The sequence below is a fragment of the Burkholderia sp. IT-111MI5 genome (assembly GCF_949752865.1).
GTDB classification, from domain to species: Bacteria; Pseudomonadota; Gammaproteobacteria; order Burkholderiales; family Burkholderiaceae; genus Burkholderia; species Burkholderia pyrrocinia_C.
The window spans coordinates 115,314-142,050 of the sequence record NZ_CATKIF010000004.1 but is presented as its reverse complement, the minus strand read 5'-3'; the positions used below and the strand labels follow the sequence as shown (position 1 = coordinate 142,050).

General features: G+C 68.4%; 25 protein-coding genes. 19 read left to right on the top strand and 6 right to left on the bottom strand.

Translation table 11 applies throughout. The annotated features are described in order from the left end of the window. Positions 1-422 precede the first annotated feature (422 nt). Entirely contained in the window at positions 423-605 is a 183-nt protein-coding gene (locus ACM6JT_RS03720) for a hypothetical protein (protein WP_175748974.1), read from the top strand. Between the two features lie 29 nt (positions 606-634). Then, positions 635-1,144: a hypothetical protein gene (locus ACM6JT_RS03715; RefSeq protein ID WP_034179445.1), complete on the top strand. Its 510-nt coding sequence runs from the start codon at positions 635-637 to the stop codon at positions 1,142-1,144. 41 nt (positions 1,145-1,185) lie between these two features. Here ACM6JT_RS03715 and ACM6JT_RS03710 read toward each other — a convergent pair whose 3' ends face one another. Next, positions 1,186-2,043, bottom strand: a complete 858-nt coding sequence (locus ACM6JT_RS03710) for a tetratricopeptide repeat protein (protein WP_414855983.1) — start codon at positions 2,041-2,043, stop codon at positions 1,186-1,188. Beyond that, positions 2,040-4,103, bottom strand: coding sequence for a bifunctional 2',3'-cyclic-nucleotide 2'-phosphodiesterase/3'-nucleotidase (locus ACM6JT_RS03705; protein WP_414855982.1), 2,064 nt, complete (start codon positions 4,101-4,103; stop codon positions 2,040-2,042). Before ACM6JT_RS03705 ends, ACM6JT_RS03710 begins: the two co-directional genes overlap by 4 nt. 269 nt (positions 4,104-4,372) lie before the next feature. On the opposite strand from ACM6JT_RS03705, the gene ACM6JT_RS03700 reads away from it, so the two are divergent. The 10 genes from ACM6JT_RS03700 to ACM6JT_RS03655 all read left to right on the top strand — a co-directional run bounded on the left by ACM6JT_RS03700 (position 4,373) and on the right by ACM6JT_RS03655 (position 13,596). Then, positions 4,373-5,497 (top strand): MlaE family ABC transporter permease, encoded by a 1,125-nt coding sequence (locus ACM6JT_RS03700; RefSeq protein WP_414855981.1) that lies wholly within the window; start codon positions 4,373-4,375, stop codon positions 5,495-5,497. Further along, positions 5,494-6,423, top strand: coding sequence for an ABC transporter ATP-binding protein (locus ACM6JT_RS03695; RefSeq protein WP_414855980.1), 930 nt, complete (start codon positions 5,494-5,496; stop codon positions 6,421-6,423). Before ACM6JT_RS03700 ends, ACM6JT_RS03695 begins: the two co-directional genes overlap by 4 nt. Before the next feature lie 27 nt (positions 6,424-6,450). Next, positions 6,451-7,380: an MlaD family protein gene (locus ACM6JT_RS03690; RefSeq protein WP_105389601.1), complete on the top strand. Its 930-nt coding sequence runs from the start codon at positions 6,451-6,453 to the stop codon at positions 7,378-7,380. Between the two features lie 88 nt (positions 7,381-7,468). Further along, a complete protein-coding gene (locus tag ACM6JT_RS03685) occupies positions 7,469-8,092 on the top strand; it encodes an ABC-type transport auxiliary lipoprotein family protein (RefSeq protein WP_034179444.1) in 624 nt (207 codons plus the stop codon). 19 nt (positions 8,093-8,111) lie between these two features. Then, positions 8,112-9,263: a VanZ family protein gene (locus ACM6JT_RS03680; RefSeq protein ID WP_217590779.1), complete on the top strand. Its 1,152-nt coding sequence runs from the start codon at positions 8,112-8,114 to the stop codon at positions 9,261-9,263. 150 nt (positions 9,264-9,413) lie between these two features. Continuing rightward, entirely contained in the window at positions 9,414-9,731 is a 318-nt protein-coding gene (locus ACM6JT_RS03675) for a (2Fe-2S) ferredoxin domain-containing protein (protein WP_011694422.1), read from the top strand. A 13-nt stretch (positions 9,732-9,744) separates the two neighbouring features. Then, positions 9,745-10,389, top strand: coding sequence for an alpha/beta hydrolase (locus ACM6JT_RS03670; protein WP_034179149.1), 645 nt, complete (start codon positions 9,745-9,747; stop codon positions 10,387-10,389). A 607-nt stretch (positions 10,390-10,996) separates the two neighbouring features. After that, entirely contained in the window at positions 10,997-12,313 is a 1,317-nt protein-coding gene (locus ACM6JT_RS03665; protein WP_105389639.1) for a D-alanyl-D-alanine carboxypeptidase family protein, read from the top strand. Between the two features lie 48 nt (positions 12,314-12,361). Beyond that, positions 12,362-13,288 carry a D-amino acid aminotransferase gene (locus tag ACM6JT_RS03660; protein ID WP_034179147.1) on the top strand — a complete coding sequence of 309 codons (927 nt, stop codon included), beginning with the start codon at positions 12,362-12,364 and terminating at the stop codon, positions 13,286-13,288. Then, a complete protein-coding gene (locus tag ACM6JT_RS03655; protein ID WP_011546305.1) occupies positions 13,288-13,596 on the top strand; it encodes a YbeD family protein in 309 nt (102 codons plus the stop codon). The genes ACM6JT_RS03660 and ACM6JT_RS03655 overlap by 1 nt, the downstream gene beginning before the upstream one ends. Here the strand turns inward: ACM6JT_RS03655 and ACM6JT_RS03650 are convergent. Further along, complete coding sequence (locus ACM6JT_RS03650) at positions 13,593-14,558, bottom strand: transcriptional regulator GcvA (RefSeq protein WP_175748968.1); 966 nt, start codon at positions 14,556-14,558, stop codon at positions 13,593-13,595. The two genes, ACM6JT_RS03655 and ACM6JT_RS03650, sit on opposite strands and share 4 nt — an antisense overlap. 102 nt (positions 14,559-14,660) lie before the next feature. Here ACM6JT_RS03650 and ACM6JT_RS03645 point away from each other — a divergent pair, with 102 nt between their 5' ends. The 7 genes from ACM6JT_RS03645 (at position 14,661) to ACM6JT_RS03615 (ending at position 21,570) form a co-directional block, all read left to right on the top strand. Then, on the top strand, positions 14,661-14,987 hold the full coding sequence (locus ACM6JT_RS03645) for a DUF2917 domain-containing protein (protein ID WP_034179443.1): 327 nt from the start codon (positions 14,661-14,663) through the stop codon (positions 14,985-14,987). Between the two features lie 83 nt (positions 14,988-15,070). After that, on the top strand, positions 15,071-15,817 hold the full coding sequence (lipB, locus tag ACM6JT_RS03640) for a lipoyl(octanoyl) transferase LipB (RefSeq protein WP_414855979.1): 747 nt from the start codon (positions 15,071-15,073) through the stop codon (positions 15,815-15,817). Next, a complete protein-coding gene (gene lipA / locus ACM6JT_RS03635) occupies positions 15,810-16,802 on the top strand; it encodes a lipoyl synthase (protein WP_105389606.1) in 993 nt (330 codons plus the stop codon). Before lipB ends, lipA begins: the two co-directional genes overlap by 8 nt. Positions 16,803-17,056: 254 nt before the next feature. Next, positions 17,057-18,073 (top strand): taurine ABC transporter substrate-binding protein, encoded by a 1,017-nt coding sequence (tauA, locus tag ACM6JT_RS03630; protein ID WP_414855978.1) that lies wholly within the window; start codon positions 17,057-17,059, stop codon positions 18,071-18,073. Positions 18,074-18,107: 34 nt separating this feature from the next. Continuing rightward, a complete protein-coding gene (locus ACM6JT_RS03625) occupies positions 18,108-18,905 on the top strand; it encodes a taurine ABC transporter ATP-binding protein (protein WP_414855977.1) in 798 nt (265 codons plus the stop codon). Continuing rightward, positions 18,845-19,861 carry an ABC transporter permease subunit gene (locus ACM6JT_RS03620; RefSeq protein ID WP_414855976.1) on the top strand — a complete coding sequence of 339 codons (1,017 nt, stop codon included), beginning with the start codon at positions 18,845-18,847 and terminating at the stop codon, positions 19,859-19,861. The genes ACM6JT_RS03625 and ACM6JT_RS03620 overlap by 61 nt, the downstream gene beginning before the upstream one ends. Positions 19,862-20,154: 293 nt before the next feature. Continuing rightward, entirely contained in the window at positions 20,155-21,570 is a 1,416-nt protein-coding gene (locus tag ACM6JT_RS03615; RefSeq protein ID WP_105389610.1) for an amidase family protein, read from the top strand. A 130-nt stretch (positions 21,571-21,700) separates the two neighbouring features. Here ACM6JT_RS03615 and ACM6JT_RS03610 read toward each other — a convergent pair whose 3' ends face one another. The 3 genes from ACM6JT_RS03610 to ACM6JT_RS03600 form a co-directional block, all read right to left on the bottom strand. Then, positions 21,701-23,449, bottom strand: a complete 1,749-nt coding sequence (locus tag ACM6JT_RS03610) for a YadA family autotransporter adhesin (RefSeq protein ID WP_414855975.1) — start codon at positions 23,447-23,449, stop codon at positions 21,701-21,703. A gap of 340 nt (positions 23,450-23,789) precedes the next feature. Beyond that, a complete protein-coding gene (gene ggt, locus ACM6JT_RS03605) occupies positions 23,790-25,664 on the bottom strand; it encodes a gamma-glutamyltransferase (protein WP_414855974.1) in 1,875 nt (624 codons plus the stop codon). A 71-nt stretch (positions 25,665-25,735) separates the two neighbouring features. Beyond that, complete coding sequence (locus ACM6JT_RS03600; RefSeq protein ID WP_034179137.1) at positions 25,736-26,698, bottom strand: LysR family transcriptional regulator; 963 nt, start codon at positions 26,696-26,698, stop codon at positions 25,736-25,738. Positions 26,699-26,737: the final 39 nt, after the last annotated feature.

Sequence of the window (26,737 nt, the reverse complement as noted above, 5' to 3'; positions counted from 1 at the left end):
AGAGTCTTGGGATTTCGCGAGACCGAATCAACATCGATACAAAGATCTGGCACAACGATTCGCTCATTCTCCCGAGCCAGCGTAACCGGATCGAGATCGAGTTCATTCCCGCCGGTTCGCGTGGCGGCTGTGAGAACACTTGCGGCGCAACCATGCACCGGCAGAAATATCGACGGCGACGGCCGCGCATCCGGCGCGGCCGTTTGTTTGCCGGCTCGGCTTCACGGACACGCAAGCGCTTGCAGTCGGTGTCCTGCTTGACCACGGGCCTGTTGCCGCTTTCGTCTGCAGAACCCGGCACCGTTGCGCACCGGCGCCAGCCTGCATCTTGATATTCCCGACCGGCGCGACTACGTTCGATATATCCGCTCCGGCGGCCCGCGCGGCGCGTCCTCGTCGTTGCCGCATCGAGGGAAATGGCAATGAACAAGCTTCATTCGTGTTCGAGCCTGTCCAGCCTGTTCGAGCGCTTTCACCGCAAGACGCGCCGGATCTCCGACACCGTCGGTCCCCCGATGACGCGCGCCTGTCGCCGGCTGATGGACTCGCTCGCGTCGGCATGGTCGGCGGTGCGCTCGGGTATGTCGCATACGCACCGGCACTGACGCGGCGGACCGTTTTCAAGGAGGTGGCCATGCAACTCCACATGCATTCGCACCATTACGCGCGCCGCGTTCCGGTGTGGCGCGCCGCCGTGATCGGCGGGTGCGTGGCCGGTGCGGTTTTCCTCGTCATCCAGGTCGTCGCGGCGGCAATCATCGGACACGACGCGTGGGCGCCGCTGCGCATGATCGCGGCGATCTACTTCGGCGACGACGCGCTCGCGCCGTCGATCACGGTCGAAGTGGGGACGCTGCTGGCGGCGCTGGGCGTGCACTTCGCGTTGTCGATCGTATTTGCGCTGATTCTGGCCGTGATCATCGCGTGTTTCAGCCTGGATTCGAGCGTCGGGATGGCCAGCGTGGCGGGGGCCGTATTCGGCGTGCTGCTGTACGTCGTCAACTACTACGGCATGACTCAGTTGTTCCCGTGGTTCGCCGACGCGCGAGGCTGGGTGAGCGCGCTCGATCACATCCTCTTCGGACTGATCGTGTCCGACGCGTACATGCGTCTGGAGCGACCCGCGCAGAGCGGTGCCGCCTGACGGGATGCCGCGACGGCGCCCGGCCAGGCGGCAGGGTCGCGTCACGGAGCAACGACCGGATGCTTCAGCGCATGCGCGGTCTCGATCCACTGCGCGTGGAATTCGTCCGCGTCGGGCCGGAGCCCCAGCTCGCCGTTGCGATAGGCCATCGCGAGCGTCTGCACGGCTTCCGGCAGCTCGTGTTCGGCGGCCCGGCGATACAGCGCGAGTGCGCGCGCGTCGTCGCGCGGCACGCCGCTGCCGTCGCGGTACGCGTTCGCGAGCATGAAGTCGGCGGCCGGGATGTCCGCGCGCGACGCGACGTCGAACCAGTGCGCGGCCTGCACCGGATCGGCGGCGATGCCGTAGCCGCTGCGATAGATCAGCCCGAGGTAATACGCGGCGGCCGGGTCGCCCTGTTCGGCCGCTTCGCCGAGCAGCGCGCGTGCGCGTGCGTAGTCCTTCGGGATGTCGCCGCTGCCGAGCAGCAACGCCTTGCCGAGCGCGAGCTGCGCGCGCCGCGCGGCCGGTGCGTCAGCCTTGCCGTCCGCCTGCGCGGCGGTTTCCAGCCAGCCGCGCCCCTCGTCGCGCAGCCCCGGTTCGCGCGCGTCGACGAGCGCGATGCCGAGCGCCGCCTGCGCGGCGCCCGACCCGCGGCGCGCGAGCGTGCGCAACTGCGCGAGCGCGTGCGGCTCGGTGGCCTGCGTGACCATCGCCTGCCACTCGTCGAGCTGCGCGGCGCTCGGTGCGGGGCCGGCGCCGCGCAAGCCGGTCGCAGCGACCACGGCCGCGACGGTCACGGCCGCCGCCGCGAGCAGCGCGGCCGGCGGGAGTTTCGCGCGCAGCAGGCGCCGCGCGGCGGCGGCGAAGCCGGTTTCGGCCGGCCGCATCGTCCGGATCGGTTGCAGCGCGTGTCTCATTGCGTGAGGTCGATCTCGTAGGTGGCGAGGTTCTTGCCCGAACCGTCGTCGGCCGCGACCTGCGTGATGCCGGCCAGGCCCGCGGCGGCGGCATCGCCGAGCCGGTTCGGCGCGGACGCGAACTGCACGTGCGCGACCGAGCTCGCGAGCTTCGTGAAGCGCCAGCTGCGCTGCGCGCCGTCCGCCGTGCGCGTGATCGCGCCGCGCTTCTTGATGAACGAGATCAGCACGTCGCGGTTCGCGTCCGGCGACGCGAAGATCGTCTTGCTGCCGTCGAGGCCCGGGAAGTTGCCGCCGCCGCTCGCGCGGTAGTTGTTGGTCGCGACGATGAACTGCGCGTTCGGGTCGATCGGCGCGCCCTTGTACGTCAGATTCCTGATCCGGCTGCCGAGCGGCTGCGTGACGTCGATCTCGTACGACAGATCGGCCGACGTGAACATGTCGAAGTTGTAGCCGGGGAAGCTGCTGACGAGCTTCTGCACGGTCGCTTGCGTCGGATCGATCCGGTTGAAGCGCTTCGCGGCGGTCTCGAGCCAGTTCTTCACGTCGGCGCCGCTCACCTTCACCGCGTACACGGTGTTCGGATACAGGTACAGGTCGGCCGCGTTGTTGATCGCGAGCGCGCCCGGCGCGACGTCGGTGTAGTCGCTGCCGCCGCCGAAGCCGCTCTTGAACGGCGCGCTGACCGACAGCACCGGCAGCGACGCGTACTGCGGCAGGTTCGCCTGCACGTAGGTCTTCACGTAGTCGGCCTGCGCCTCGTTGACGATCTGGATCGCGCCCGGATCGCCGACATCCGCGAAATACGAGTTCATCCGGTAGTCGGTCGAGCCGATCGGCGTCTTCACGTAGTCGATCGTCGCCTGGTGCTCGGCCGCGATCGCCGCGGATACCGACGGGTCGGCCGCGACGTAGGTCTTGTCGGTGTTCTGGATCGGTCGCGCCTCGACGGTCGTCTGCGACTTGTCGACGCTCCACGTCTTGCCGTCGAACTTCAGGCCGAGCTTGATCACGCCGAGGTGCTTGCCCCAGTAGTTGGCCATCACGGTTGGCACGCCGTTGACGGTGCCCTTGACCTTGTCGACGCCCGGCAGGTTGAACTGCGACACGGTGCTGTTCGCGTCCGGGAACACCTGGTGCGAGTGGCCGATCAGCATCGCGTCGATGCCGGCTACCGTCGACAGCCACCAGCTGCCGTTCTCCATCGTCGGCGAATACGCGGAATTGTCGAGGCCGCCGTGCGAGATCGCGACGACGAGATCGGCGCCCTTCGCACGCATCTCGGGAATGTACTTCTCGGCGGCTTCCTTCAGGCCGGTCGTGTAGACCTTGCCGTCGAGCCAGCGTTTGTCCCAGCTCATGATCGCGGGCGGCGTGAAGCCGATGATGCCGATCTTCACGGGTGCACTGACCGTCTTGCCGTCCGGCGTCGTCGCCGTCACCGTGCGGGTCAGGATCGTGTACGGCGTGAACAGCGGCGCGTTGGTTTTCGCGCTGATCACGTTCGCGAGCACCTGCGGGAAGTTCGGGCCCGCGCATTTCTTCTGCTGGGCCGGAGCCGGCAGCCCGTCGACCTCGAACGTGTTGCCGGTCACCTGCGACAGGTACGGCAGCCCGTAGTTGAACTCGTGGTTGCCGATCCCGCCGCCGTCGAATTTCGCGGCGTTCATCACCTTGTAGATCGCCAGCGTCTGGTCGCAGCCGATCGGCTTCACGAGCGCCTGGTAGTCCGACAGCGCGGTGCCCTGGATCGTGTCGCCGTTGTCGAGCAGCAGCGTGTTCGGGTACTGCGCGCGCGCCTGCGCGATCAGCGTCGACACCCGCTCGAAGCCGAGCGAATTGTCGGCGGCGAGCTTGAAATAGTCATACGACAGCACGTTGGTGTGCAGGTCGGTCGTCTCGAGCAGCGCGAGCGTGGCCGTCGTGCCGACGGGCGCCTGGGCCTGCGACGGCGGCGGGGCGGTGACGTCGTCGCCGCCGCAGCCGGCGAGGGCAAAGGCCAGGCTGGCGAGCGCGGCGGCGGCCGGTACGCGGCGACGGGAAAGCGGGGGGAAACGCATCGGTTGTCCTGTTCTCGGAGTTCTGTTTTGTGAAATGCGAAGTGCGCAACAAAATGGCGGCGCGGGGCGCCGACGGCCTGAGGTGCGGCGCGTGAGAGTATCGAAAGGAATCGTGACGGAAGAATGAAAGGCGATGACGCCGGCAGCGGGCCGCGATGTGCGGCGGCCTCCGGCAGGCCCGGGCCGGGCGCCGCCGCTGAATCCTCACGTCGCTGCGCCGGGCGGTTCGCTACAATGGCCGCTGTCATCCTTTTGCAAACAACCTGCCCTTGGACTTCGAGACTCCTCCCGGCCTGTCGGTCGACGCCGGCGGCCAGGGCCAGACGGTGCGCCTGACCGGCCAGTGGACCGCCATCGCGCTTGCGCGCAATCGCGGCGCGGTCGCGCGCCGCGTCGCGAGCATCGGGTCCGGGCGCGTGAGCGAATGGGATCTGTCCGGCATCGAGCGGCTCGACCACGTCGGCGGCCAGGCGCTGTGGCGCGTGTGGGGCCGCAAGCTACCGGCCGGCGTCACGCTGAGCGACACGCAGCGCACGATCTTCGAGCGCGTCGAGCGGCTCGACAGCGGGCGCGAGGCGCCCGAGCGCGTCGTGCGCGTCGATCCCGTCACGCGGCTCGGCCAGGCGATCTTCACGTTCGGCGAACACCTGCAGGGCGGCATCGCGATGTTCGGCCTCGTGATCCTCGACGCGCTGTCGGTGCTGCGCCGTCCGCAGACCATGCCGTGGAAGGAAACCTCGGCGAACATCTACAGCGCCGGCGCGCAGGCGCTGCCGATCACCGCGCTGGTCGCGTTCCTGATCGGCATCGTGCTCAGCTACCTGTCCGCGCAGCAGCTGCAGATGTTCGGCGCGAACCGCTACATCGTGAACATCCTCGGGCTGTCGGTGATCCGCGAGCTCGGCCCCGTGCTGTCGGCGATCCTCGTCGCGGGCCGCTCGGGCTCGGCGATCACCGCGCAGATCGGCGTGATGCGCGTGACCGAGGAGCTCGACGCGATGCGCGTGATGGGCATCCCGCACGGGCTGCGGCTGGTCCTGCCGCGCGTGCTTGCACTCGGCGTCGCGATGCCGCTGCTCGTGATGTGGACCAACATCATCGCGCTGACGGGCGGCGCGCTCGCCGCGAAGCTCGTGCTCGGGATCGACGTCAATTATTTCGTGCGCTCGCTGCCGGGCGTCGTGCCGATCGCGAACCTGTACATCGGCATCGGCAAGGGCGTCGTGTTCGGCATGCTGATCGCGCTGGTCGCCTGTCATTTCGGCTTCCGGATCAAGGCGAACTCGCAGAGCCTCGGCGAAGGGACGACCACGTCGGTCGTGTCGTCGATCACGGTCGTGATCCTCGCCGACGCGGTGTTCGCGATCCTGTTCCAGAACGTGGGGCTCGGATGAACGCATCGAACGAATCGTCGGCCGGTGCCGCGCCGGCCCATGCCGCGGCAGCCGGCGCCGCCCCGGTCGGCACGCCGCCGGCCGCGGCGGCGGATGCCGGCGACCTCGTGATCGAGGTGCGCAACCTGACCAAGCGCTACGGGCGCAACATCGTTCACCAGAAGCTCGACTTCGACGTGCGGCGCGGCGAGATCGTGTCGGTCGTCGGCGGCTCGGGCTCCGGCAAGACGACGCTCGTGCGCCAGATCCTCGGCCTCGAGCGGCCGACGTCGGGCACGATCAAGGTGTTCGGCGAAGATACCGCGACGATCGACGATGCGACCGCGCGGATGATGCGCACGCGCTCCGGGATGCTGTTCCAGCAGGGCGCGCTGTTCTCGTCGATGACGGTGTTCGACAACGTCGCGCAGCCGCTGCGCGAGCTCGGCCGCGTGCCGCCGGACCTGCTGCACGACATCGTGATGCTGAAGCTCGAGATGGTCGGGCTGCCGTGCAAGCACGCGTCGAAGATGCCGGCCGCGCTGTCGGGCGGGATGGTGAAGCGGGTCGGCATCGCGCGCGCGATTGCGCTCGAGCCCGAGCTGCTGTTCCTCGACGAGCCGACGGCCGGCCTCGATCCGCAGGCGTCCGACGAATTCGTCGAGCTGATCGCGACGCTGCACCGCACGCTCGGGCTGACCGTCGTGATGATCACGCACGATCTCGACACGATGGTCGCGCTGTCGACGCGCGTCGCGGTGCTGGCCGACCGCAAGGTGCTGGTCGCGGCGCCGGTCGAGGAGGTCGCGAACGTCGACCATCCGTTCATCCACGAATATTTCCTGGGGCTGCGCGGGCGCCGCGCATTGCAGGCGCTGCCGCCCGAGCGGCGCGCGAAGCTGCCGAAGGCGGCCCTCGAACCGGCGCTGTCGAGCGTCGAGCTGTAGGCAAGGCAAGGAGCAAGGAACCCGCGAATGGAAAACAAATCACATGCGTTCTGGGCCGGCCTGTTCACGATCGCGCTGACGCTCGCGATCGCGGGCACCGTGTTCTGGTTCAACGTCGACCGCACCGTGCGCGTGCCGTACGACCTGCTCGCGCGCACCAACGTGACGGGGCTGTTCCCGGACGCGGCCGTGCGCTTTCGCGGTCTCGACGTCGGCAAGGTGCAGTCGATCGGCTTCGACCGCACGCACCCGGGCCAGATCCGGATCCGGATTCTCGTCGACCACGACGCGCCGATCACGCAGTCGACCTACGGCAGCCTCGGCTTCCAGGGCGTGACGGGCATCGCGTTCGTGCAGCTCGAGGATACGGGCCGCGACCTGGCGCCGCTGCCGTCGTCGCCGAAGGCGATTGCGCAGATCCCGATGCGGCCGAGCCTGTTCGACCAGATCCAGGAGCGCGGCGACGTGCTGCTGCGGCAGCTCGAACTGGCCGCGAAAAGCGCGAACGCGCTGATGTCGCCCGAGATGCGCGAGCAGTTGCGCGCGACGGCCGAAAGCCTGCAGCACGCGGCCGATGGCGCGACGACGCTGTCGAAGCAACTCGCCCCGGCCGTCGCCGCACTGCCGGAAACGATGCACCAGGTGAACCGCACGATGGCGTCGGCGAACACGCTGCTGCAGCCGAACGGGCCGCTCGTGTCGAACCTGAACAAGGCCGGCACGGCCGCCGAGCAGGTCGGCGTCGCGCTGAACGATCTCAACGCGCGCGTGCAGTACGACACGCTGCCGCGCTTCAATGCGCTGGCCGGCAGCGTCGGCGACGCGTCGCAGCAATTGAAGGACGTCGCCGGTGAACTCGGCCGCAACCCGCGCAGTCTGTTGTTCGGTTCGCCCGGCGCGGCGCCGGGGCCCGGCGAAGCGGGCTTCGTCTGGCCGGGTGCGACGGCCGGGAAGTGAAGCGGGCCGGAAACCCGTCGATCGCCCGGCCGGAAACGGCAGGGCAGTGACGTCCATCGAAACCGGAAACATCATGCAGGAACACGCCATGCCACGAATCCTTGACCGCGCGCTGCGTCCGGCTGCGACCGCGCTCGCCGTGCTGACGCTTGCGCTTGCGGCCGGCTGTGCCGGCAACAGCGCGGTGCTGTCGAATGTCCGCTACGACCTGGGGCCGGCCGCGCCGGTCGTGACGGCCGGTGCGGGCCCCGCGCTGAAGGTGCTCGACGTCGCCGCGCCCGATGCGCTCGATTCGGACAAGTTCGCGTACCGCCTCGCGTATGCGGATGCGCAGCACGTGGCCGTCTATCGCGACAGCCGCTGGACCGCACCGCCCGCGCAACTGCTCACGCAGCGGCTGCGCGGCGCGCTGTCGTCGCGCGGCGCGGTGCTCGAAGGGTCCGACGGCGTGCGCGCGCCGACCCTGAAAGTCGACCTGAACGAATTCGAGCAGGTGTTCGACGGGCAGTCGCAAAGCCACGGCGCCGTCACCGCGCGCGCGACGCTGATGCTCGACGGCAAGGTGCTCGGCCAGCGCACGTTCGTCGCGCGCGCGCCGTCGAGCACGCCCGACGCGGCCGGCGGCGCGCGTGCGCTTGCGACGGCGAGCGACGAGCTCGTGTCGCAGATCGCCGCGTGGGTCGGCATGCAGGCGTACGCGGGCACGCCGTGACGCACGCAGCGCAGCCGCGATGAACGCGACCGGCGCGCATCGCGCATCGCCGCTCGCGCGGCAGGCCTTTGCTGCCTACGCGGCGCTCATCGTCTACGCGTCGCTGTATCCGTTCGAAGGCTGGGTGTCGCTCGGCATCGGGCCGTTCGACTACCTGTTCGCGCCGATGCAGCGCTACGTGACCGCGTTCGACGTGGTCACGAACGTGCTCGGCTATTTGCCGTTCGGCGCGCTCGGCGTGCTTGCGCTGCACCCGCGCTGGCGCGGGGTTGCCGCGACACTGATCGCGGGCGCGCTCGGCGTGCTGCTGTCGGGCTCGATGGAGGCGCTGCAGACCTACCTGCCGACGCGCATCGCATCGAATCTCGATCTCGCGGCCAACGCGCTCGGCGCGCTGCTGGGCGCGGCGCTCGTCGCGCCGGCCACCGGTGCGCTGCTCGACCGCGGCGCGCTGCGCCGGCTGCGCTTCGCGTGGTTCGAGGCCGATGGCGCGACGCCGCTGCTGCTGGCCGCGCTGTGGCCGTTCGCGATCCTGTTTCCGTCGCCGTTCCTGTTCGGCATCGGCGACTGGCCGGCCGCGCTGTGGGAGCGCGCCGACGCGTCGATGCAGGACACGCTGCTCGCATGGCTGCCGGCCGCGTGGCACGTGAGCGAATGGCCCGAGCGCGTCGACGGCTGGCTGTCCGATTCCGCGTGGGAGGCCGCGCTCGGCGGGCTGATGCTGTTCGCCGTGCTGGCGATCGCGTCGCTCGCGATGCGGCCGCGTGCGCCGCGCATCCGGCTGCTGATCGCGTTCGTCGCCGCGACGCTCGTGCTGAAGGCGGCCGCGACGTTCATGCAGTCGGCCACCGGTCTCGTCGTCGTGTGGGCGACGCCCGGCGCGCGGCTCGGCATCGAGCTCGGCTTCGCGGCCGCGCTCGTCGCGCTGCACGTGCCGGCGACCTGGCGCGCGACGCTGGCGGCACTTGCGCTGCTGGCCGGCGTGGCGCTCGTCAACCTGTTGCCGGTCAATCCGTTCTTCGACTTCACGCTGTCGGGCTGGCGGCAGGGCCGCTACGTGCACTTCAACAGCATCGCGCGCTGGCTCGCCTGGATCTGGCCGTACGCGGCGCTGATCTGGCTCGGCCAGCGCGTCGAGCGCGCGTGGCTGCCGGCCGCGGTGCGCCGCTGACGGTGCAGGCCGGGCAGCGCAGCCCCGGCCGCATCGCGGGCAGCGGCGCGCGCCGGTCGCTATAATCGTCCGGACCATCATCCGTTGCACCGCGCAACGGCTATCGCCCCTCTTTCCGCCCGGCATCGCGCCGGGCCGCTCGCCACCATCATGGATTCCTACTACCAGCACCACGTCTTCTTCTGCCTGAACCAGCGCGAACCGGGCGCCGAGCGTCCGAGCTGCGCGCAATGCGACGCGCAGACCATGCAGGAATACGCGAAAAAGCGCGTGAAGGAACTCGGCCTCGCGGGGCCCGGCAAGGTTCGCATCAACAAGGCCGGCTGCCTCGACCGCTGCGAGGAAGGGCCCGTGATGGTCGTGTATCCGGAAGGCACGTGGTACACGTACGTCGACCAGGCCGACATCGACGAGATCGTCGAATCGCACCTGCGCGACGGCAAGGTCGTCGATCGCCTGAAGATCTGAGCGGGCCGGCCGAATGAACGTTCATACGCAGAAATCGCTGATCGCGGGCCCGGTCGGGCAGATCGAAATCGCGGTCGACCTGCCCGACGCCGTGCGCGAAGGCGGCGCCGCGCCGCGCGGCATCGCGCTCGTCGCGCATCCGCATCCGCTGTTCGGCGGCACGATGGACAACAAGGTCGCGCAGACCCTGGCGCGCACGCTCGTGCAGCTCGACTACGTCGTCTACCGGTCGAACTTCCGCGGCGTCGGCGCGACCGAAGGCGTGCACGACAACGGCATCGGCGAGGCCGACGACCTGCTCGCGGTGCTCGCGCACATGCGCGCGCAGCCCGCGTATGCGGACCTGCCGCTCGTGCTCGCGGGCTTCTCGTTCGGCACCTTCGTGCTGTCGCATGTCGCGAAGCGGCTGCGCGACGCGGGCGAGTCGATCGAGCGGATGGTGTTCGTCGGCACGGCAGCGAGCCGCTGGCAGGTAGCCGACGTGCCCGAGAACACGCTCGTGATCCACGGCGAAACCGACGACACGGTGCCGATCGCGTCGGTGTACGACTGGGCGCGGCCGCAGGAGCTGCCGGTCGTCGTGATCCCCGGCGCCGAGCATTTCCTCCATCGCAAGCTGCATGTGCTGAAGCGCATCATCGTCGACGCGTGGCGCTAGCCGGTACGCGGGCGCCGGCGTAACGGCCGGCGGCTCGCGTTGCGCACCGGCATCCGCCGAATACGCGATCGACCACACGACAGCGCGCCGCACCGCCTGCGCGCGCCTTTCGCGCGCCTTCGGGCGATTTCCCGCAGCGTGCCCGCGCTATCCTCCTGAAGCCGGTGTGCGGCCGGCCAGCGATCGTGCAGTGTTCGGCGCCAACCGGCGCCGACGTGCTGCGCCTTCGCATCCATGGCGGCGTGGCAAATCCTCGCGATGCCGCTACACATCGCCGCGGTTTGCGCGTCGCAATGAGCACGAATCTGCCGGCACATCGGCACAGCCTGGCACCGGACGCTACACCCGGTTCGCGAAAACGCCGTTCGCGGCCACGTATAATGGCCGCATTTCGCGTCGCCCGCGGCCCGGCTGGGCGCATGCGGCGCTCGTTTCGCCGCCTGTCCGCCCGCTCGCGACGGCCGCGAACCGAACGCGTCCGCACGAGTCCAACCGGCGCGTTTCGCGTCGCCCGACGATGTCGGGCGAGTGCCCGAAACGCCCGCCGCCTTGCCGTTCAACCCTGCGCGTTTCGCACCGCACTTTCTGCCATCAGCCTGAATCGATCATGCGTCTGTCTCCCCAAGGCCTCAAGTCCCTCGCTTCCTCCATCGCCTTCGGCACCGCCGCGCGCAACGTCGCGCTCGGCGTGATGCTGCCCGTCGCGCTCGCGTCGACGATCGTCGTCGCCGAGGCGAAGCCGGCCGCCAAGGCCAAGGCCGCGCACGCGGCGCCGGCCGCTGCTGCCGAGCAGTTCACCGGCGCGCCCGCGACCTTCATGCCGGGCGCGGTTCCGCCGCCGGGCGTGAACGCGCGTTCGTGGGTGCTCGTCGACGCGACGAGCAACACGGTGCTCGCATCGGGCAATGCGGACGAGCGTGTCGAGCCCGCATCGCTGACGAAGCTGATGACGGCCTACCTGGTGTTCGAGGCGCTCGACAAGAAGAAGATCTCGATGGAGCAGATCGTCACGCCGAGCGTAGCGGTGCGCCGTGTCGGCACCGACGAGTCGCGCATGTTCATCGAGGCGAACAAGCCGGTGTCCGTGCACGACCTCGTGTACGGGATGATCATCCAGTCGGGCAACGACGCCGCGATCGCGCTGGCCGAACTGGTCGGCGGCAGCGAAGGGCAGTTCGTCACGCTGATGAACGACGAGGCACAGCGCCTCGGCATGAAGGGCACGCACTTCGCCGACGTGAACGGCATGCCCGACCCGAACCACTACACGACGGCCGGCGACCTCGCGAAGCTGTCCGCGCACCTGATCCGCGATTTTCCGCAGTACTACGGCATCTTCTCGGAGAAGGAATTCAAGTACAACAACATCCGCCAGGGCAACCGCAACCGTCTGCTGTGGCTCGACCCGACGGTCGACGGCCTGAAGACGGGCCATACGCAGGCGGCCGGCTACTGCCTGATCGCGTCGGCCAAGCGCGCGATTCCGGGCGTCGACGGCCAGCGCCGCCTGGTGTCGGTGATGATGGGCGAGCAGAAGGAAGGCGAGCGCACGCAGGACAGCATGAAGATGCTGAACTACGGCTACAGCGCGTTCGATTCGGTGCGCCTGTTCAAGGGCGGCCAGGCGATCTCGACGCCGCGCATCTACAAGGGCAAGGCAAACACCGTGCAGGTCGGCGTGAAGGGCGACCAGTGGGCGACCGTGCCGCGCGGCCTCGGCGACAAGGTCAAGACGGAAGTCGACGTCAACGCGCCGCTGATCGCGCCGCTCGCGGAAGGCCAGCAGGTCGGCACCGTGAAGATCGTCGCCGACGGCAAGACGCTGTCCGAATTCCCGGTCGTCGCGCTGCAGGCCGTGCCGGAAGCCGGTATCTTCGGGCGTATCTGGGACTCGATCCTGCTGATGTTCAGCAAGAAGAAGTAAGCACGACGGGCCTTTGTTTTTACGACTTCATCCCCATCTGTCATAGCCATGAGCCAAGCCGAATTCGAACCGATCGTCTACCTCAGCGTCTCGTCGCAGGAGGAACTGGTGCCGCTGTCCGAAGCCCGTGTCCCGGTGCTCGACCGCGGGTTCATCTTCGGCGACGGCGTGTATGAAGTCGTTCCCGTTTATGCGCACGACGGCGCGCACGTGCCGTTCCGGATCGAGCAGCATCTGGAGCGGCTCGCGCGCAGCCTGAAGAAGATCGGCATCGACAATCCGCACGACGCCGCCGGCTGGCGCGCGCTGATCGAGCGCGTCGTCGCGGCGAATGCCGAAGGCCTCGGCGATGGCAACGCGCTCGTCTACCTGCAGGTGACGCGCGGCGTCGCGAAGCGCGGCCATGCGTTCCCGGCGAACGCGGTGCCGACGGTGTTCGCGATGACGAGCCCGCTGCGCCTGCCGTCGGAAGAGGAGCGCGCGAAGGGCGTGCGCTGCGTGACGGCCGAGGATCGCCGCTGGCTGCATTGCGACATCAAGTCGATCTCGCTGCTCGGCAACGTGCTGATGGCGCAGCATGCGGCCGAACGTGACGCGTTCGAGACGCTGCAGTTGCGCGACGGCTACCTGACCGAAGGCTCGTCGTCGAACGTGTGGATCGTGAAGAACGGCGAGCTGATCGCGCCGCCGCGCAGCAACAAGATCCTCGAGGGGATCCGCTACGCGCTGGTCGAGCAGCTGGCCGACGAATGCAAGATCCCGTTCACCGCGCGGGAGATCGGCGAAGCGGAGTTGCGCGCGGCCGACGAGATCATGATCACGTCGGCCACGAAGGAAGTACTGCCCGTCACGTCGCTCGACGATCTGCCCGTGCAGGGCGGCAAGCCAGGCCCCGTGTTCGCGGCGCTGTACGACGCGTACCAGCGTGCGAAGGCACGCGAGTTTGAACAGTTTGACCTAACCCGGAGAAAATGATGAGCGAACCGACCAAAACCGTCGAGGTCACCGGCGCGATCGAGACCCGGAAGGAGTCGCTGCTGGAGTTCCCGTGCGATTTCCCGATCAAGATCATGGGCAAGGCGCACCCCGAGTTCAAGGACACGATCTTCAAGGTCGTCGCCGTTCACGACAACGAGATCGATGTCGAGAAGATCGAGGAGCGCGCGTCGAGCGGCGGCAATTACACGGGCCTCACGATCACCGTGCGCGCGACGAGCCAGGAACAGCTCGACAACATCTACCGCGCACTGACCGGCCATCCGATGGTCAAGGTCGTACTCTAAGCGCCTCCTTCCTGCGCGCACTCGGCGGGGGTCTTCCCCGCCGCGCGCCGCGCGTCCAGTTCGTCGCACAGCCGCTTGTATTCGGCGACCTCATCGAGCAGCCAGGTCCTGAACGCCTGCACGCGCGGCGTGTTCAGCAGCGGCGGCGGACACACGAAAAAATAGTGCCACGGGCTCGGCCCGTCGATGTCGAACAGGCGCACGATGCGCCCGTCCAGCAGGTCGTGCACCGCGAGCGAGCGGCGCACCAGCGCGATGCCCTGGCCGTCGATCGCGGCCAGCAGCAGGTTCGACGAATCCTGGTACAGAATCCCCCGCTTCGGCTCGGTCAGCGTATCGAGCCCGGCCGCGTCGAACCACGGCCGCCACAGCTCATCGTCCGAACGCAGCAGGTTGTAGTGCGCGAGATCGGCGGGCGTCTGCGGCAGCTTGCCGCCATTCAGCGTCGGCGAGCACGCCGGAAAGAACACCTCCTCGAACAGCGGCTCGACATGCAGCCCCGGATAGCTGCCGAAGCCGAAGCGGATCGCGAGATCGACGTCGTCGCGCGCGAAATCGGTGAGCGAGTTGGTCGACTGCAGCTCGACGTCGATTTCCGGATGCCGCTCGATGAACGTGCCGATGCGCGGCGTGATGAAGCGCGCGGCGAACGACGACAGCATCGACACCACGAGCCGCCGGTCGCGGTCGCTCGCGCGCACGTCGCGCGTCGCGTCGGCGATCACCATCAGCGCGGTGCGGATCTGCTGCGCGTAGCGCATGCCGGCGTCGGTCAGGCACAGCCGCTTGCCGTTGCGCGTGAAAAGCTGCACGCCGAGCTCCTCCTCGAGCGCGCGCACCTGGTGGCTGACCGCGCCGTGCGTGACGTACAGCTCGTCGGCGGCGCGCGAGAAATTCTCGTGACGGGCGGCGGCTTCGAACGCGCGAATCGCGTTCAATGCAGGCAGCTGGCGGAGGTCCATTTGCTAATTTTCCTCACATCGACGTGAAAATTGGTCGTTTTGTCGGACGCCTTGAAGTGACTACGATTGTAGCCATCGAAGCACTTATTGGCGGAGTCGATCATGCAAGAAATTTCCTCAAGCATCACGTTCGAAATCCCCGCGGGCGAAACCGTGCCGATGAAGGTGCAACGCAGCACGCGGCTGATTGTCCAGTGCGGGCCGATCTGGGCCACGCGCAGCAACGACGTCGACGACTATTTCCTGGTCGATGGCGAGACGCTGAAGCTGCGCCGCGGCGAGCGGCTGTGGCTCAGCGCGGAAGGCCGGGAGGGCGCGTGCGTCGCGTTCTCGGTGTCGCGGCCGACCAGGGAAGTCGCGCTCGGCGGGCTGGCACGGCTGCGCGAACGCGTCGCCGCGCTGTTCCACGACGGATGGCGCACGGTTTGACCGCCATTTCATCCGACGGATACTGACCATCCGTCCCTTTCCCGGGCCGGCGAGACCCATGGGTTTTCGGTAAACTACCGCCCATGTCCGTTTCGCCGGTTTCCATCGTGTCCACGCCTGTCGCCGTCTCCGCATCGCCCGCCGAATCGCCGGATCACCCGGTCACCGTGCGCTGGCGGGGCGTCGAGGCCTACCAGACGAGCTTCGACGCGATGCGCGCGTTCACCGATACGCGCACGGCCGGCACCGGCGACGAGATCTGGGTGGTCGAGCATCCGCCCGTCTACACGCTCGGCCAGGCGGGCGACCCGGCTCACCTGCTGGTGGCCGACAGCGGCGTGCCGCTCGTGAAGGTCGACCGCGGCGGGCAAATCACTTATCACGGCCCCGGCCAGATCGTCGTCTACCTGCTGCTGGACTTGCGCCGGCGCAAGCTGATGGTGCGCACGCTCGTGACGAAGATCGAGGAGGCCGTGATCGAAACCCTCGCGGCGTATAATCTCGCTTCGGTCCGCAAGGCGGGCGCGCCGGGGATCTACGTGGCATCCGGCGTGCACGAAGGCGCGAAAATCGCGGCCCTCGGCCTGAAGATCCGCAACGGCTGCAGCTATCACGGGCTGAGCCTGAACGTGAAGATGGATCTGCGCCCGTTTCTTGCGATCAACCCGTGCGGCTATGCCGGACTGGAAACCGTCGACATGGCGAGCCTCGAGGTTGCCGCCGACTGGAACGACGTCGCCCACACGCTGGTGCGCCGTCTGATCGCCAACCTCGACGGCGCATCCGCGGCCGCCGACAAGCCGCAGGCACTGGAACAATCGAATGACTGACGTTACCGCTTCTCCCGCACCGGCCGATTCGGCCGCGACCGCTGCCTACGATCCGACCGCCAAGCAGAAGGCGCAGGCGAAGACGGCGCGCATCCCGATCAAGGTCATTCCGATCGAGAAGCTGAAGAAGCCCGAGTGGATCCGCGTGAAGGCGGCCACCGGCAGTTCGCGTTTCAACGAGATCAAGACGATCCTGCGCGAGCACAACCTGCATACCGTGTGCGAGGAAGCGAGCTGCCCGAACATCGGCGAATGCTTCGGCAAGGGCACCGCGACGTTCATGATCATGGGCGACAAGTGCACGCGCCGCTGCCCGTTCTGCGACGTCGGCCACGGCCGTCCCGATCCGCTCGACACCGATGAGCCGAAGAACCTCGCGCGCACGATCGCCGCACTGAAGCTCAAGTACGTGGTGATCACGAGCGTCGATCGCGACGACCTGCGCGACGGCGGCGCCGCCCACTTCGTCGAATGCATCCGCGAAGTGCGCGAGCAGTCGCCGGAAACGCGCATCGAGATCCTGACGCCGGACTTCCGCGGCCGTCTCGACCGTGCGATCTCGATCCTGAACGCCGCGCCGCCCGACGTGATGAACCACAACCTCGAAACGGTGCCGCGCCTGTACAAGGAAGCGCGCCCGGGTTCGGACTACGCGCACTCGCTGAAGCTCTTGAAGGACTTCAAGGCGCTGCATCCGGACGTCGCGACGAAGTCGGGCCTGATGGTCGGCCTCGGCGAGACCGAAGAGGAAATCCTGCAGGTGATGCGCGACCTGCGCGCGCACGACGTCGACATGCTGACGATCGGCCAGTACCTGCAGCCGTCCGAGCACCACCTGCCGGTGCGGGCGTACGTGCATCCGGATACGTTCAAGATGTACGAGGAAGAGGCGTACAAGATGGGCTTCACGCACGCGGCCGTCGGCGCGATGGTGCGTTCGAGCTATCACGCCGATCTGCAGGCGCATGGGGCTGGCGTGGTCTGAGCGCCGCGTTGGCGTTACCGCAGCCTTCACGCAGTCGAAAAAGCCCGCAGCGATGCGGGCTTTTTTGCTGGTGCGGCTGCGATCCCCGCATTCGCACGACAATCGCCACCCGACCGGACGTACGATCCGGTCGAGCGTGGAAAGCAAAGCTGAAACGGCATCGATAGCTTCGCAGGATAAGTTCGCTCCCGCCGCGCGCAAAGCTCCTATAGTCGGCTCTCCCGCAGCAATGCCCGCATCCGAAGGAGAGCCGCATGTCCCGTTTCAGCTTCATCCGCCGCGCCGTCGTCGCGCTGACCGCCCTGGCCGCGCTCGGCGCGGCGCACGCCGAATCGCGCGAAGTCGTGATCGCGTACCAGGACATGGTCGTGCCGTGGCGCTACGCGCAGGCGAGCGGTGAAGTCGAAAAGGCGACCGGCTACAAGGTCAGGTTCCGCAAGCTCGACAGCGGCGCCGACGTGATCCGCGCGCTCGCGTCGGGCTCCGTGCAGCTCGGCGAAGCCGGGTCGAGCCCGATCGCGGCCGGGCTGTCGCAGGGGCTCGACATCTCGCTGTTCTGGGTACTCGACAACATCAACGACGCCGAGGCGCTCGTCGCGCGCAACGGCTCGGGCGTCACCAACATCGCGGCGCTGAAGGGCAGGAAGATCGGCGTGCCGTTCGTGTCGACGTCGCATTTCCATACGCTCGTCGCGCTGCAGGCCGCGGGCGTCAACCCGAACGACGTGAAGATCGTCAACCTGCGTCCGCCCGAAGTCGCGGCCGCGTGGGCGCGCGGCGACATCGACGCGACCTATATCTGGGATCCCGTGCTGGCGAAGGTCAAGCAGTCGGGCACCGTGCTGACGACGTCGGGCCGGGTTGCGAAAGAAAGCGGCAAGGCAACCTTCGACGGCTTCGTCGTGAGCCGCAAGTTCGCGCGCGAGAACCCCGAGTTCGTCACGCGCTTCGTGAAGGTGCTCGCCGCCGCCGATGCCGATTACCGTGCGCATGCAGCCGCGTGGAAGGTCGGCTCGCCGCAGGTCGAGGCGGTGGCGAAGGTGTCGGGCGCGAACGCGCAGGACGTGCCGGCCAGCCTCGCGCTCTACGCATTCCCGACGGCGGCCGAGCAGGCGTCGCCGACGTGGCTCGGCGGCGGTGCGCAATCGGGCGCCGCGAAGTCGCTCGCGGCCACCGCCACGTTCCTCAAATCGCAGGGCACGATCCAGACGGTGCTGTCCGACTATTCGGCCGGCGTCGATCCGCAGTTCGTGCAGAAGGCCGCGCGCTGAGCACGGCCACGCAACGCATCGCGGAGCATCGCTCATGAGCACGCTGGAAGTTCGTCAGGTATCGGTTGCCTATCCGGGCGAGCGCGGTCGGCCGACGACGCAGGCGCTCGCGCGCGTCGACCTGCGCATCGATGCCGGTGAATTCGTCGTCGCGCTCGGTGCGTCCGGGTGCGGAAAGACGACGCTGCTGAACTGCATGGCCGGTTTCGTCGCGCCGACCACCGGCGACGTGCGCGTCGACGGCGTGCCGGTCACGGGCCCGGGTGCTGATCGCGGTGTCGTGTTCCAGAAATACGCGCTGTTGCCGTGGCTCGACGTGCTCGACAACGTCGCGCTCGGGCTGCGCTTCGCGCGCGTGTCGAAGGCCGAACGCGAAGCGCGCGCGCGGGAGATGCTCGCGCTGGTCGGGCTCGACAAGCATGCGTATGCGCGCGTGTACGAACTGTCGGGCGGCATGCAGCAGCGTGTCGGCATCGCGCGTGCGCTCGCGAGCGACCCGCGCGTGCTGCTGATGGATGAGCCGATGGGCGCGCTCGACGCGATGACGCGCGGCACGATGCAGGCGCTCGTGCTCGACGTGTGGGCACGCACCGGCAAGACGGTGTTCTTCATCACGCACGACGTCGAGGAGGCGCTGTTCCTCGCGACGCGTCTTGTCGTGATGACGCCGGGCCCCGGCCGGATCGCCGAAACCTTCGAGTTGCCGTTTGCGCGTCGCTATGTCGAATCGCGCGATGCGCGCGCGGTGAAGTCGTCGCCCGATTTCATCGGATGGCGCGAGCGGCTGATCGCGTATCTGCATCGCGACGAAGCCGTCGGGGAAGCCGCGTGACGCGCGAGCTGGCGCGGCAGGGCGTGGCCGTCGGGCGCGGCCGGAACAGTATTTTGCACAGGCAGGACAGCATGAGCACGCAGGATTCGTGGGCGGCCGATCGCACGGCCGTGGGTTTCGAGCAGGACGAACACACGACGCGGCGTCCCGCGGCGGCGCGCGCGTCGCACCGTTACCGGTTGCCTGGGCAGGGCAAGACCGCAGGGCTGAGCGTGGCGACGGTCGCGGCGCTCGCCGTGCTGTGGTGGGTCGCGACGCATCGGCAGTGGCTGCCGCCGTTGTTCCTGCCCGCGCCGGAAGCCGTGTGGACGGCCTTCGTCGACGCGTGGCACGGCCGCATCCAGGGCGGCCTGCCGCTGTCCGAGCATCTGCTGTGGAGTGCCGCGCGCGTGTTCGGCGCGTTCCTGCTCGCGACCGCGATCGGCGTGCCGGCCGGCATCCTGATGGGCGTGAGCCGCGTCGCGCGCGGCGTGCTCGATCCGCTGCTGGAGTTCTACCGGCCGCTGCCGCCGCTCGCGTACCTGCCGCTCGTCGTGATCTGGTTCGGCATCGACGAGACGGCGAAGCTCGTCGTGATCTTCCTCGCATGCTTCGCGCCGATTGCGATGGCCGCGCGCGCCGGCGTGCGCGCGGCGACGGTCGAGCAGATCAACGCCGCGTATTCGCTCGGCGGCAGCTTCGCGCAGATCGTGCGCCACGTGGTGCTGCCGGCCGCGCTGCCGGAAATTCTCACCGGGCTGCGGATCGCGATCGGTTTCGGCTGGACTACGCTCGTCGCGGCCGAGATGGTCGCCGCGACGGCCGGGCTCGGGCAGATGGTGCTCAACGCATCGAGCTTCCTGCGCACCGACATCGTCGTGATGGGCATCCTGATCATCGGTGCGATCGCGTGGCTGTTCGATCTCGCGATGCGGTGGGTCGAGCGGCGGATCGTGCCGTGGAAGGGCAGAGGCTGAGCGGGCGCCGAGATCGTCCTCGCGTTCGTCGATCCGATCGCGTTGCCGACTGCAGCCTGGCTCGGCGCAGGTTGCGCGCGGCGGCCAGCCCGAACGCTGCCCGCTCCGACCAGCCGCAGCCGTGCCTTCGGTGGCTGGTCCGCCATTCCTCCGTGTAAAACGAACTCGTGGGCGGCAACTGCCGGCTGTCACGCCCAAAAACAAATTGTCTGTCGGTGCGCGCCAATTCTTCATAAGATATTTCTATCTTAAGCAAAGAAGGCGCAGTGCAGCGCATCGAGGAGACGATACGGATGGACAAGGAACTGTGGCGCCTGAGCGCAACGGAGGTCGTGGCAAACCTGACGCAACGCGAATGCCTTGCCCAGGAGGTCGTCGCGAGCTGTCTCGCGCGGCTCGATGCCGTCAATCCGCAGACCAACGCGGTCGTCGACGTGCTTGCCGACGACGCGATGCGGGCCGCGGCCGACGCGGACGCGCGGATCGCCCGAGGGGCGCGGGTCGGCCCGCTGCACGGCGTGCCGGTGACGGTGAAGGTCAATGTCGACATGACCGGGCGTGCGACGAGCAATGGCGTCGCCGCCTATCGCGACGTCGTGGCGGTTGCCGACAGCCCGGTCGTCGCGAATCTGCGCAAGGCAGGCGCGATCATCATCGGCCGTACCAATACGCCCGCGTTTTCGCTGCGCTGGTTTACCGACAACGAGCTGTACGGCCGGACGCTGAATCCGTGGGTGCCCGGCCTGACATCCGGCGGATCGAGCGGCGGCGCGGCTGTCGCGGTGGCGACCGGCGTGGGCGCGATCGCGCACGGCAATGATCTGGGCGGCTCGATTCGATATCCGGCGTATGCGTGCGGCGTTGCGGGATTGCGCCCGAGCCAGGGGCGCGTGCCCGCGTTCAATCCGAGTCAGGCGCACGAGCGGACTCCGGCCGTTCAGCTTGCGTCGGTGCAGGGGCCGCTTGCACGCACGGTGGCCGATCTGCGTCTCGCGCTGCGGGCGCTTGCTGCGCCGGATCTCAACGATCCGTGGTGGGTGCCGGTACCGTTGAGTGCCGACGCGGGGCCGACGCGCGTTGCGTTGTGCCGGCAGATGGACGGCATCGAGGCCGATCCTGCGGTGCTCGATGCGCTCGATTTCGCCGCCGGCTGCCTCGATGCGGCAGGCTATTCGGTCGTGCACGCGACGCCGCCGGCGCTGCGGGAAGCGGCCGATCTGTGGCTCGCGTTGACGACGGCCGAAATGGAGGCCGGCATGGGCGGTGCGATCGACGCCTACGGCGACGACGCGGTCCGTGCCGCTTACGCGAGCATGATGCATCTCGCGAAGCCGCTCGACACGGTCGGCTACATGAACGCGCTGTCGCGGCGGTCGTCGGTGCTGCGCCATTGGCAGGCTTTTTTTGCCCGTCATCCATTGCTGCTGATGCCGGTGTCCTGGCAACGCCCGTTCCCGATCGATGCGGACCGCCGCGGAGACGACGCGATGCGGCGCATTCTGGATGCGCAAAGCCCGATGCTCGCCACCGCGATTCTCGGCCTTCCGGGCCTGTCCGTGCCGGTCGGCGCGGTGGATGGGCTGCCGGTCGGCGTGCAACTTGTGGCCGGGCGCTTTCAGGAAGGCCGTTGCCTTGCGGCGGGCGAGGTGATCGAGGCGCGTTGCGGCGTGACGACGCCGATCGATCCGCGACGCGGTCCGTTGCACTGAAGTGAGGCGTTCGGTTTCTGCGCGCCGATCCGCTGCCAGTCGGGCATCGCCTCGAATGGAACGGGCCGGGTTTCGTGTCGATCGAAACCCGGCCCGTTCCGGATGATGCTGTCGGCAATGCCGCGACGGCTTACCAGCGATAGCCGGCGCCGGCGCCGACTGCCACGGTGCCTCGAGTATTGGTCGACCCGGACGCCTTGACGACCCAGCGACCGTTGCGGGTCGCGGTCGACAGGCCGAACGCGACGGCCGACTGACCGCTGTACGTGCCGCCGGCAATCGATACCATGCTTTCGCCCGCCAGCGACGCCTGCGGCAGGTTCGCGATCGCGACGGCGGACGCGATGCCGCCGCTTGCGTCGCGCCGGTAGTGATCGATGTCGGATCGAACGCTGCCGATCTGGTCGTTCAACTGCTGCACGTTCACGGCATCGGTCGGCGCGGTGCCGGCCTTGACGTTGGTGATCTGCCGTTCGTGGCCGGGCGAGCCGACGGAGACCGAGTCGTCGCGATCGGCGACGGAGTTCGCGCCGAGCGCGACCGAATTATTGCCCGATGCCGTCGCATTGTTCCCGAGCGCGACGCCGCCATTGCCGGATGCGTTCGAGTTCTGACCGAGCGCCATCGAGTCCGATCCGGTCGCTCCGGAGCCGTCGCCGAGCTGGGCCAACTGGTTGCCATGCTCGCCCGTCCACGGTTTGGCGCCGGTGCCGTTCTGCTCGACATTCGTCAGGCGGGAATTCAGTGAATCGACGCTGCTCTGGAATTTCTGCTCCATCGCAAAGAGTTGCCCGCCGTTGACGGCCTGCATGCTGCCCGCCGCAATTGCGCCTCCCTTGACGTTATTGAGCAAGGTGCCGCCGACGCCGCCGAGCGTTGCGCTGCCGAGCGTCAGGTCGTCGTACACGATCGCGCCGAGCGGCTTGCCATTCGGGTCGATCAGGCCGGTCGCCTTGAGCTGCGCGACCGTCACGGCGTCGGTATCGCCGGTGCCGTTCGACAGCCCGGTCAGTGCGCGCGTGCCGTTCGCGCCGGCGACGCTGACCGACGTGCCGCCCTTGTCGGCGCCGATCGAGATCGCGAGGCTCGCCGGGTCCTGCCGGACCAGGCCGGTCGTGCCGTTGTCGAGCCGCGTGCCGAGATCGTCGACGTCGACGCGGAGCGAGTTGACGCGCCCGTCGAGATTCGTCAGTGCGCCGCCGACATTGCTGAAGGATTTGCCGTCGATCTCGTAGCTCGGGCCGCGCACGGTGCCGTCCGCGTTGACGGCGGCATCGCCGCCTAGCGCGTCGACGACGGGCTTGAGCTGCGACAGGTTGGTTGCGTCGGTGTCGCGCGTGCCGGCCCGCAGGTTGACGAGCTGGCGCTCGTTGCCGGTGTTGCCGATCGACACGGTGTTCGTGCGGTCGGCGACGCTGCCCTGGCCGAGTGCGACCGCGCCGTGCGCGCTGACCTTCGTGTCGGCGCCGAGCGCGAGGCTGCGGTTCGCATTGACGTTCGACGATACGCCGAACGCGTTCGAGCGGTCGCCGTGGACGTTCGCGTTTTCGCCGACGGCGACGGTAGCTTGCCCGTCGGCAACGGCTTTCGCGCCGATCGCGATCGCCGAGTAGTCGCTGCCGGTTTCGCCAAGCGCTTGCGCGCCCGGTCCTATCGCGATCGCGCTGGCGCCGGACGCGATCGGATCGCCGCCGTTACCGCCGAGAATGACCAGGTTGGTCTGGATCAGGTCGTCGCCGGCATGGCCGTAGCACGGTGCGAGCGCGGCGAGCGCGAGAGCGAATGCCGTGAGTCTGGCGGCAGGTGTGCGCTTCGGCTTGATCGAAGCGCGCGAGCGTGCGCACGGAATACCGGAGCGAATGGCGATGACGCTTGTCATATGAATCGTAGTCCTGATTGATTGATGTCGTATGTCAGACGGCCGGACGATGCACGTGCGACTCACCGAACGGAGCAGGTACGATGTACCGCCGTCGGTGAAGACATGTCCGTATCGGGTGGCCTTGAACCGGGGCAATATACGGTTCGTCGAATGCGCCGTCGATCAGACAGTTACGAAAATGATGACGTTGCTAATGGGACAAATCGTATGGGGGGAGGCTGGCGGGGGCCGTGGCCGCGATTCGATGGGCGGCCACGGATAATCGGTCGTCGGTATGTGTGATGCAAGGAGCGGCGCGTGACGGCTCACGCGCGCTGCCGCGGACGGGGGGCGTCCGTCAATCCCCCATCGCAACCCCTTCGCGCCGTGGGTCCGCGCCGCCGAACCACACCGTCTGCCCCTGCACGTTCAGCCGCTGGATTCCCTGCAGCCCCGAGTTCATCTCGACGACCTGCACGTCGTGCCCGCGGCCCTTCAGCCCGTCGGCGAGCGCGTCCGACACGCGGCCGCGCTCGAGTTGCGTCGGCCCGTTCATCGACCCGAAGTTCGGCAGTGCGATCGCCTGCTGCATCGTCATGCCCCAGTCGAGCACGCCGACCAGCGTCTTCGCGACGTGATTGATGATCGCGGGGCCGCCGGCCGAGCCGACGATCATCGTCACCTGCTTCGTCTTCTTGTCGAACACGAGCTCCGGCGACATCGCCGAACGCGGCCGCTTGCCGGGCTGCACGCGGTTCGCGACCGGCCGGCCGTTGTCGTTCGACACGAACGAGAAATCGGTGAGCTGGTTGTTCAGCATGAAGCCGCGCACCATCAGCCGCGAACCGAACGCATCCTCGATGCTCGTCGTCATCGACAGCGCCTGCCCGTAGCGGTCGACGATCGCGATGTCGGACGTCGACGGCAATTCGGGGCTGCGATCGTCGGCCATCGCGAGCGTCGCGCCCTGCGGCGCGCCGGCCTGCACGACGCCCATGCTGCTGTCGCCGATCAGCCGCGCGCGCTGTGCGAGGTAGGTCCTGTCGGTGAGGCTTGTCCAGTTGCCGCCCGGCAGCGGCACGAAATCGGGATCGGCGACATAGCGCGCACGGTCCGCATACGCGAGGCGCCCGGCTTCGCTGAACAGGTGCGCGGCGAACGGCGTCGGCTCGTAGCCGACGTCGTTGCGCACCGGCTTCTGCGCGCCGATCTGCTGCCAGTCGGGCATCGCCTCGAGGATGCCGAGCATCTGCGCGATCGCGAGACCGCCGGACGACGGCGGCGGCATCCCGCAGACGACCGAGCGCCGGTAGTCCGCGCACAGCGGCGTGCGCACCTTCGTCTTGTAGCGTGCGAGATCCTGGAGCGACAGCAGGCCCGGATTGGTCGGGTGCTTGCGGACCTTGGTGACGATGTCGCGCGCGATCGCGCCGGTGTAGAACGCGTTCGCGCCGCGGTCGGCGACCTGGCGCAGCACGGTCGCGAGCGCGGGGTTCTTCAGCACCGTGCCGGCCGCCTTCGGCGTGCCGTCCGGGTTGTAGAAGTACGCACGCGCGGCCGGGTCGTTCTTCAGGTACTTGTCGTTCGCGATCAGTGTCGCGAGCCGCGGGCTGATCGTGAAACCGTGCTCGGCGAGCCGGATCGCGGGCTGGAACAGCCGGCGCCACGGCAGCTTGCCGTGCGCGCGGTGCGCGGCGTCGAGCATGCGCAGCACGCCCGGCGTGCCGACCGAGCGCCCGCCGACGACGCCTTCGTAGAAGCCCATCGGCTGGCCGGTCGGCCCGTAGAACAGGCGGTCGGTCGCGGCGGCCGGCGCGGTTTCGCGGCCGTCGTACGCCTGCGTCGCCTTGCCGTCGAAGTACAGCATGAACGCGCCGCCGCCGATCCCCGACGATTGCGGCTCGACGAGCGCGAGCACCATCTGCGTCGCGATCGCGGCGTCGATCGCGGTGCCGCCGGCCTTCAGCATCTCGTAGCCGGCCTGCGTCGCGAGCGGGTTCGCGGCCGCGATCATGCTGTGCTGCGAAGTCCAGCCCGGCTTGTCGACCCAGCCGGACGACAGCTCGGGCGCATGGAAGCCAGGCAGCGGCACGGCTGCGCCCGACGCGGCGGCCACCGGGACGACGGCGCCCGACGGCGTTGACGGGGACGTGCAGCCGGCGTTGAACGCGACGAACGCGACGGCGGCGAGCAGCGTCCAGGGACGCGAATGCGGACGAATCCGGTCGAACATTGAACCCTCGGCAGCAGTGAATTCGAATGAAGCGATGGTGCGGGCGCAACGGGGCTGCGCGCCCCGGCGCGCTATTGTCGCCGCGAGGCCGGCGGATTGTCATCCGACAGGAAACCCTGACGCATCGCGCCGGGCCCGCCCCGGCCGGCCTTTCCGGCCTGTTCGAGGATGAACTCTATGAACGTCGACGTCGCGCGCGTGTGGTGCCGGTTCGGCATGTAGAGCATGTACATGTGCGTGCCGAAGATGCTGAGCCGGTATGCGTCGAGCGACGTGACGACGGCGCCGCGCCGCATGTCGTCCTGCATCACGTAGTCGGGCACGATGCCGACGCCGATCCCCGCGAGGATCGCCTGGCGCAGGAACAGGAAGTTCTCCGAAATCAGCGTGGGCTCGAGCAGCACCTCGTGCCGCTCGTCGCCGAGATACGCGGCGATCCTGAGCTGGCGGCCCATCACCGTCGCGGTGACGACCGGCGCGGCGGCCAGCGCGCCGAGGCTCGCTGGCATCCCGTGCGCGGCCGCGAACGCAGCCGACGCGCACGCGACGTAGCGCACCGCGCCCATGTCGCGCGCGACGAGGTTCTGCGGCGGCTCGGGCATCACGCGCACCGCGATGTCGATCTCGTCGCGCATCAGGTCTTCCACGCGGTTCTCGAATACGACGTCGAGCACGATGCCCGGATGCAGCCGCTTGAACGCGAGCAGCCATTCGGACATCACCATTTGCCCATAGCCGCTCGGCACCGACAGCCGCACGCGGCCCTGCAGGTCCTGGCCGAGCGTCGTCACCGATTCCTCCGCGGCGAGCAGCTCGTTGCGGATGCGCCGGCCGTGCTCGTACAGCTTCAGCCCGATCTCGGTCGGCTCGATGCGCCGCGTCGTGCGCCGCACGAGCTGCTGGCCGATCGAGCGCTCGAGCTGGTTCAGCCGGTAGCTGACGTTCGCGCGGCTCATCTTGAGCCGCTGCGCTGCCTTGCTGAGATTGCCGGCGTCGAGGATCTCGACGAGCAGCGTCAGCGCGTTCAGGTCCATGCGTTCGCTCCTGATCCGTCCCGTTTAACGGTCGGAAAA

What these genes read in the sequence shown, in the direction of transcription:
- ACM6JT_RS03615 (WP_105389610.1), top strand. Translation starts at nt 20,155, where the DNA reads ATGGACAAGGAACTGTGGCGCCTGAGCGCAACGGAGGTCGTGGCAAAC.
- ACM6JT_RS03705 (WP_414855982.1), bottom strand. Translation starts at nt 4,103, where the DNA reads ATGCGTTTCCCCCCGCTTTCCCGTCGCCGCGTACCGGCCGCCGCCGCG.
- ACM6JT_RS03680 (WP_217590779.1), top strand. Translation starts at nt 8,112, where the DNA reads ATGAACGCGACCGGCGCGCATCGCGCATCGCCGCTCGCGCGGCAGGCC.
- ACM6JT_RS03610 (WP_414855975.1), bottom strand. Translation starts at nt 23,449, where the DNA reads ATGACAAGCGTCATCGCCATTCGCTCCGGTATTCCGTGCGCACGCTCG.
- ACM6JT_RS03695 (WP_414855980.1), top strand. Translation starts at nt 5,494, where the DNA reads ATGAACGCATCGAACGAATCGTCGGCCGGTGCCGCGCCGGCCCATGCC.
- ACM6JT_RS03625 (WP_414855977.1), top strand. Translation starts at nt 18,108, where the DNA reads ATGAGCACGCTGGAAGTTCGTCAGGTATCGGTTGCCTATCCGGGCGAG.
- ACM6JT_RS03670 (WP_034179149.1), top strand. Translation starts at nt 9,745, where the DNA reads ATGAACGTTCATACGCAGAAATCGCTGATCGCGGGCCCGGTCGGGCAG.
- ACM6JT_RS03685 (WP_034179444.1), top strand. Translation starts at nt 7,469, where the DNA reads ATGCCACGAATCCTTGACCGCGCGCTGCGTCCGGCTGCGACCGCGCTC.
- ACM6JT_RS03620 (WP_414855976.1), top strand. Translation starts at nt 18,845, where the DNA reads ATGGCGCGAGCGGCTGATCGCGTATCTGCATCGCGACGAAGCCGTCGG.
- ACM6JT_RS03650 (WP_175748968.1), bottom strand. Translation starts at nt 14,558, where the DNA reads ATGGACCTCCGCCAGCTGCCTGCATTGAACGCGATTCGCGCGTTCGAA.
- ACM6JT_RS03710 (WP_414855983.1), bottom strand. Translation starts at nt 2,043, where the DNA reads ATGAGACACGCGCTGCAACCGATCCGGACGATGCGGCCGGCCGAAACC.
- ACM6JT_RS03690 (WP_105389601.1), top strand. Translation starts at nt 6,451, where the DNA reads ATGGAAAACAAATCACATGCGTTCTGGGCCGGCCTGTTCACGATCGCG.
- ACM6JT_RS03655 (WP_011546305.1), top strand. Translation starts at nt 13,288, where the DNA reads ATGAGCGAACCGACCAAAACCGTCGAGGTCACCGGCGCGATCGAGACC.
- ggt (WP_414855974.1), bottom strand. Translation starts at nt 25,664, where the DNA reads ATGTTCGACCGGATTCGTCCGCATTCGCGTCCCTGGACGCTGCTCGCC.
- lipA (WP_105389606.1), top strand. Translation starts at nt 15,810, where the DNA reads ATGACTGACGTTACCGCTTCTCCCGCACCGGCCGATTCGGCCGCGACC.
- ACM6JT_RS03675 (WP_011694422.1), top strand. Translation starts at nt 9,414, where the DNA reads ATGGATTCCTACTACCAGCACCACGTCTTCTTCTGCCTGAACCAGCGC.
- ACM6JT_RS03645 (WP_034179443.1), top strand. Translation starts at nt 14,661, where the DNA reads ATGCAAGAAATTTCCTCAAGCATCACGTTCGAAATCCCCGCGGGCGAA.
- tauA (WP_414855978.1), top strand. Translation starts at nt 17,057, where the DNA reads ATGTCCCGTTTCAGCTTCATCCGCCGCGCCGTCGTCGCGCTGACCGCC.
- ACM6JT_RS03715 (WP_034179445.1), top strand. Translation starts at nt 635, where the DNA reads ATGCAACTCCACATGCATTCGCACCATTACGCGCGCCGCGTTCCGGTG.
- ACM6JT_RS03600 (WP_034179137.1), bottom strand. Translation starts at nt 26,698, where the DNA reads ATGGACCTGAACGCGCTGACGCTGCTCGTCGAGATCCTCGACGCCGGC.
- ACM6JT_RS03665 (WP_105389639.1), top strand. Translation starts at nt 10,997, where the DNA reads ATGCGTCTGTCTCCCCAAGGCCTCAAGTCCCTCGCTTCCTCCATCGCC.
- ACM6JT_RS03720 (WP_175748974.1), top strand. Translation starts at nt 423, where the DNA reads ATGAACAAGCTTCATTCGTGTTCGAGCCTGTCCAGCCTGTTCGAGCGC.
- lipB (WP_414855979.1), top strand. Translation starts at nt 15,071, where the DNA reads ATGTCCGTTTCGCCGGTTTCCATCGTGTCCACGCCTGTCGCCGTCTCC.
- ACM6JT_RS03660 (WP_034179147.1), top strand. Translation starts at nt 12,362, where the DNA reads ATGAGCCAAGCCGAATTCGAACCGATCGTCTACCTCAGCGTCTCGTCG.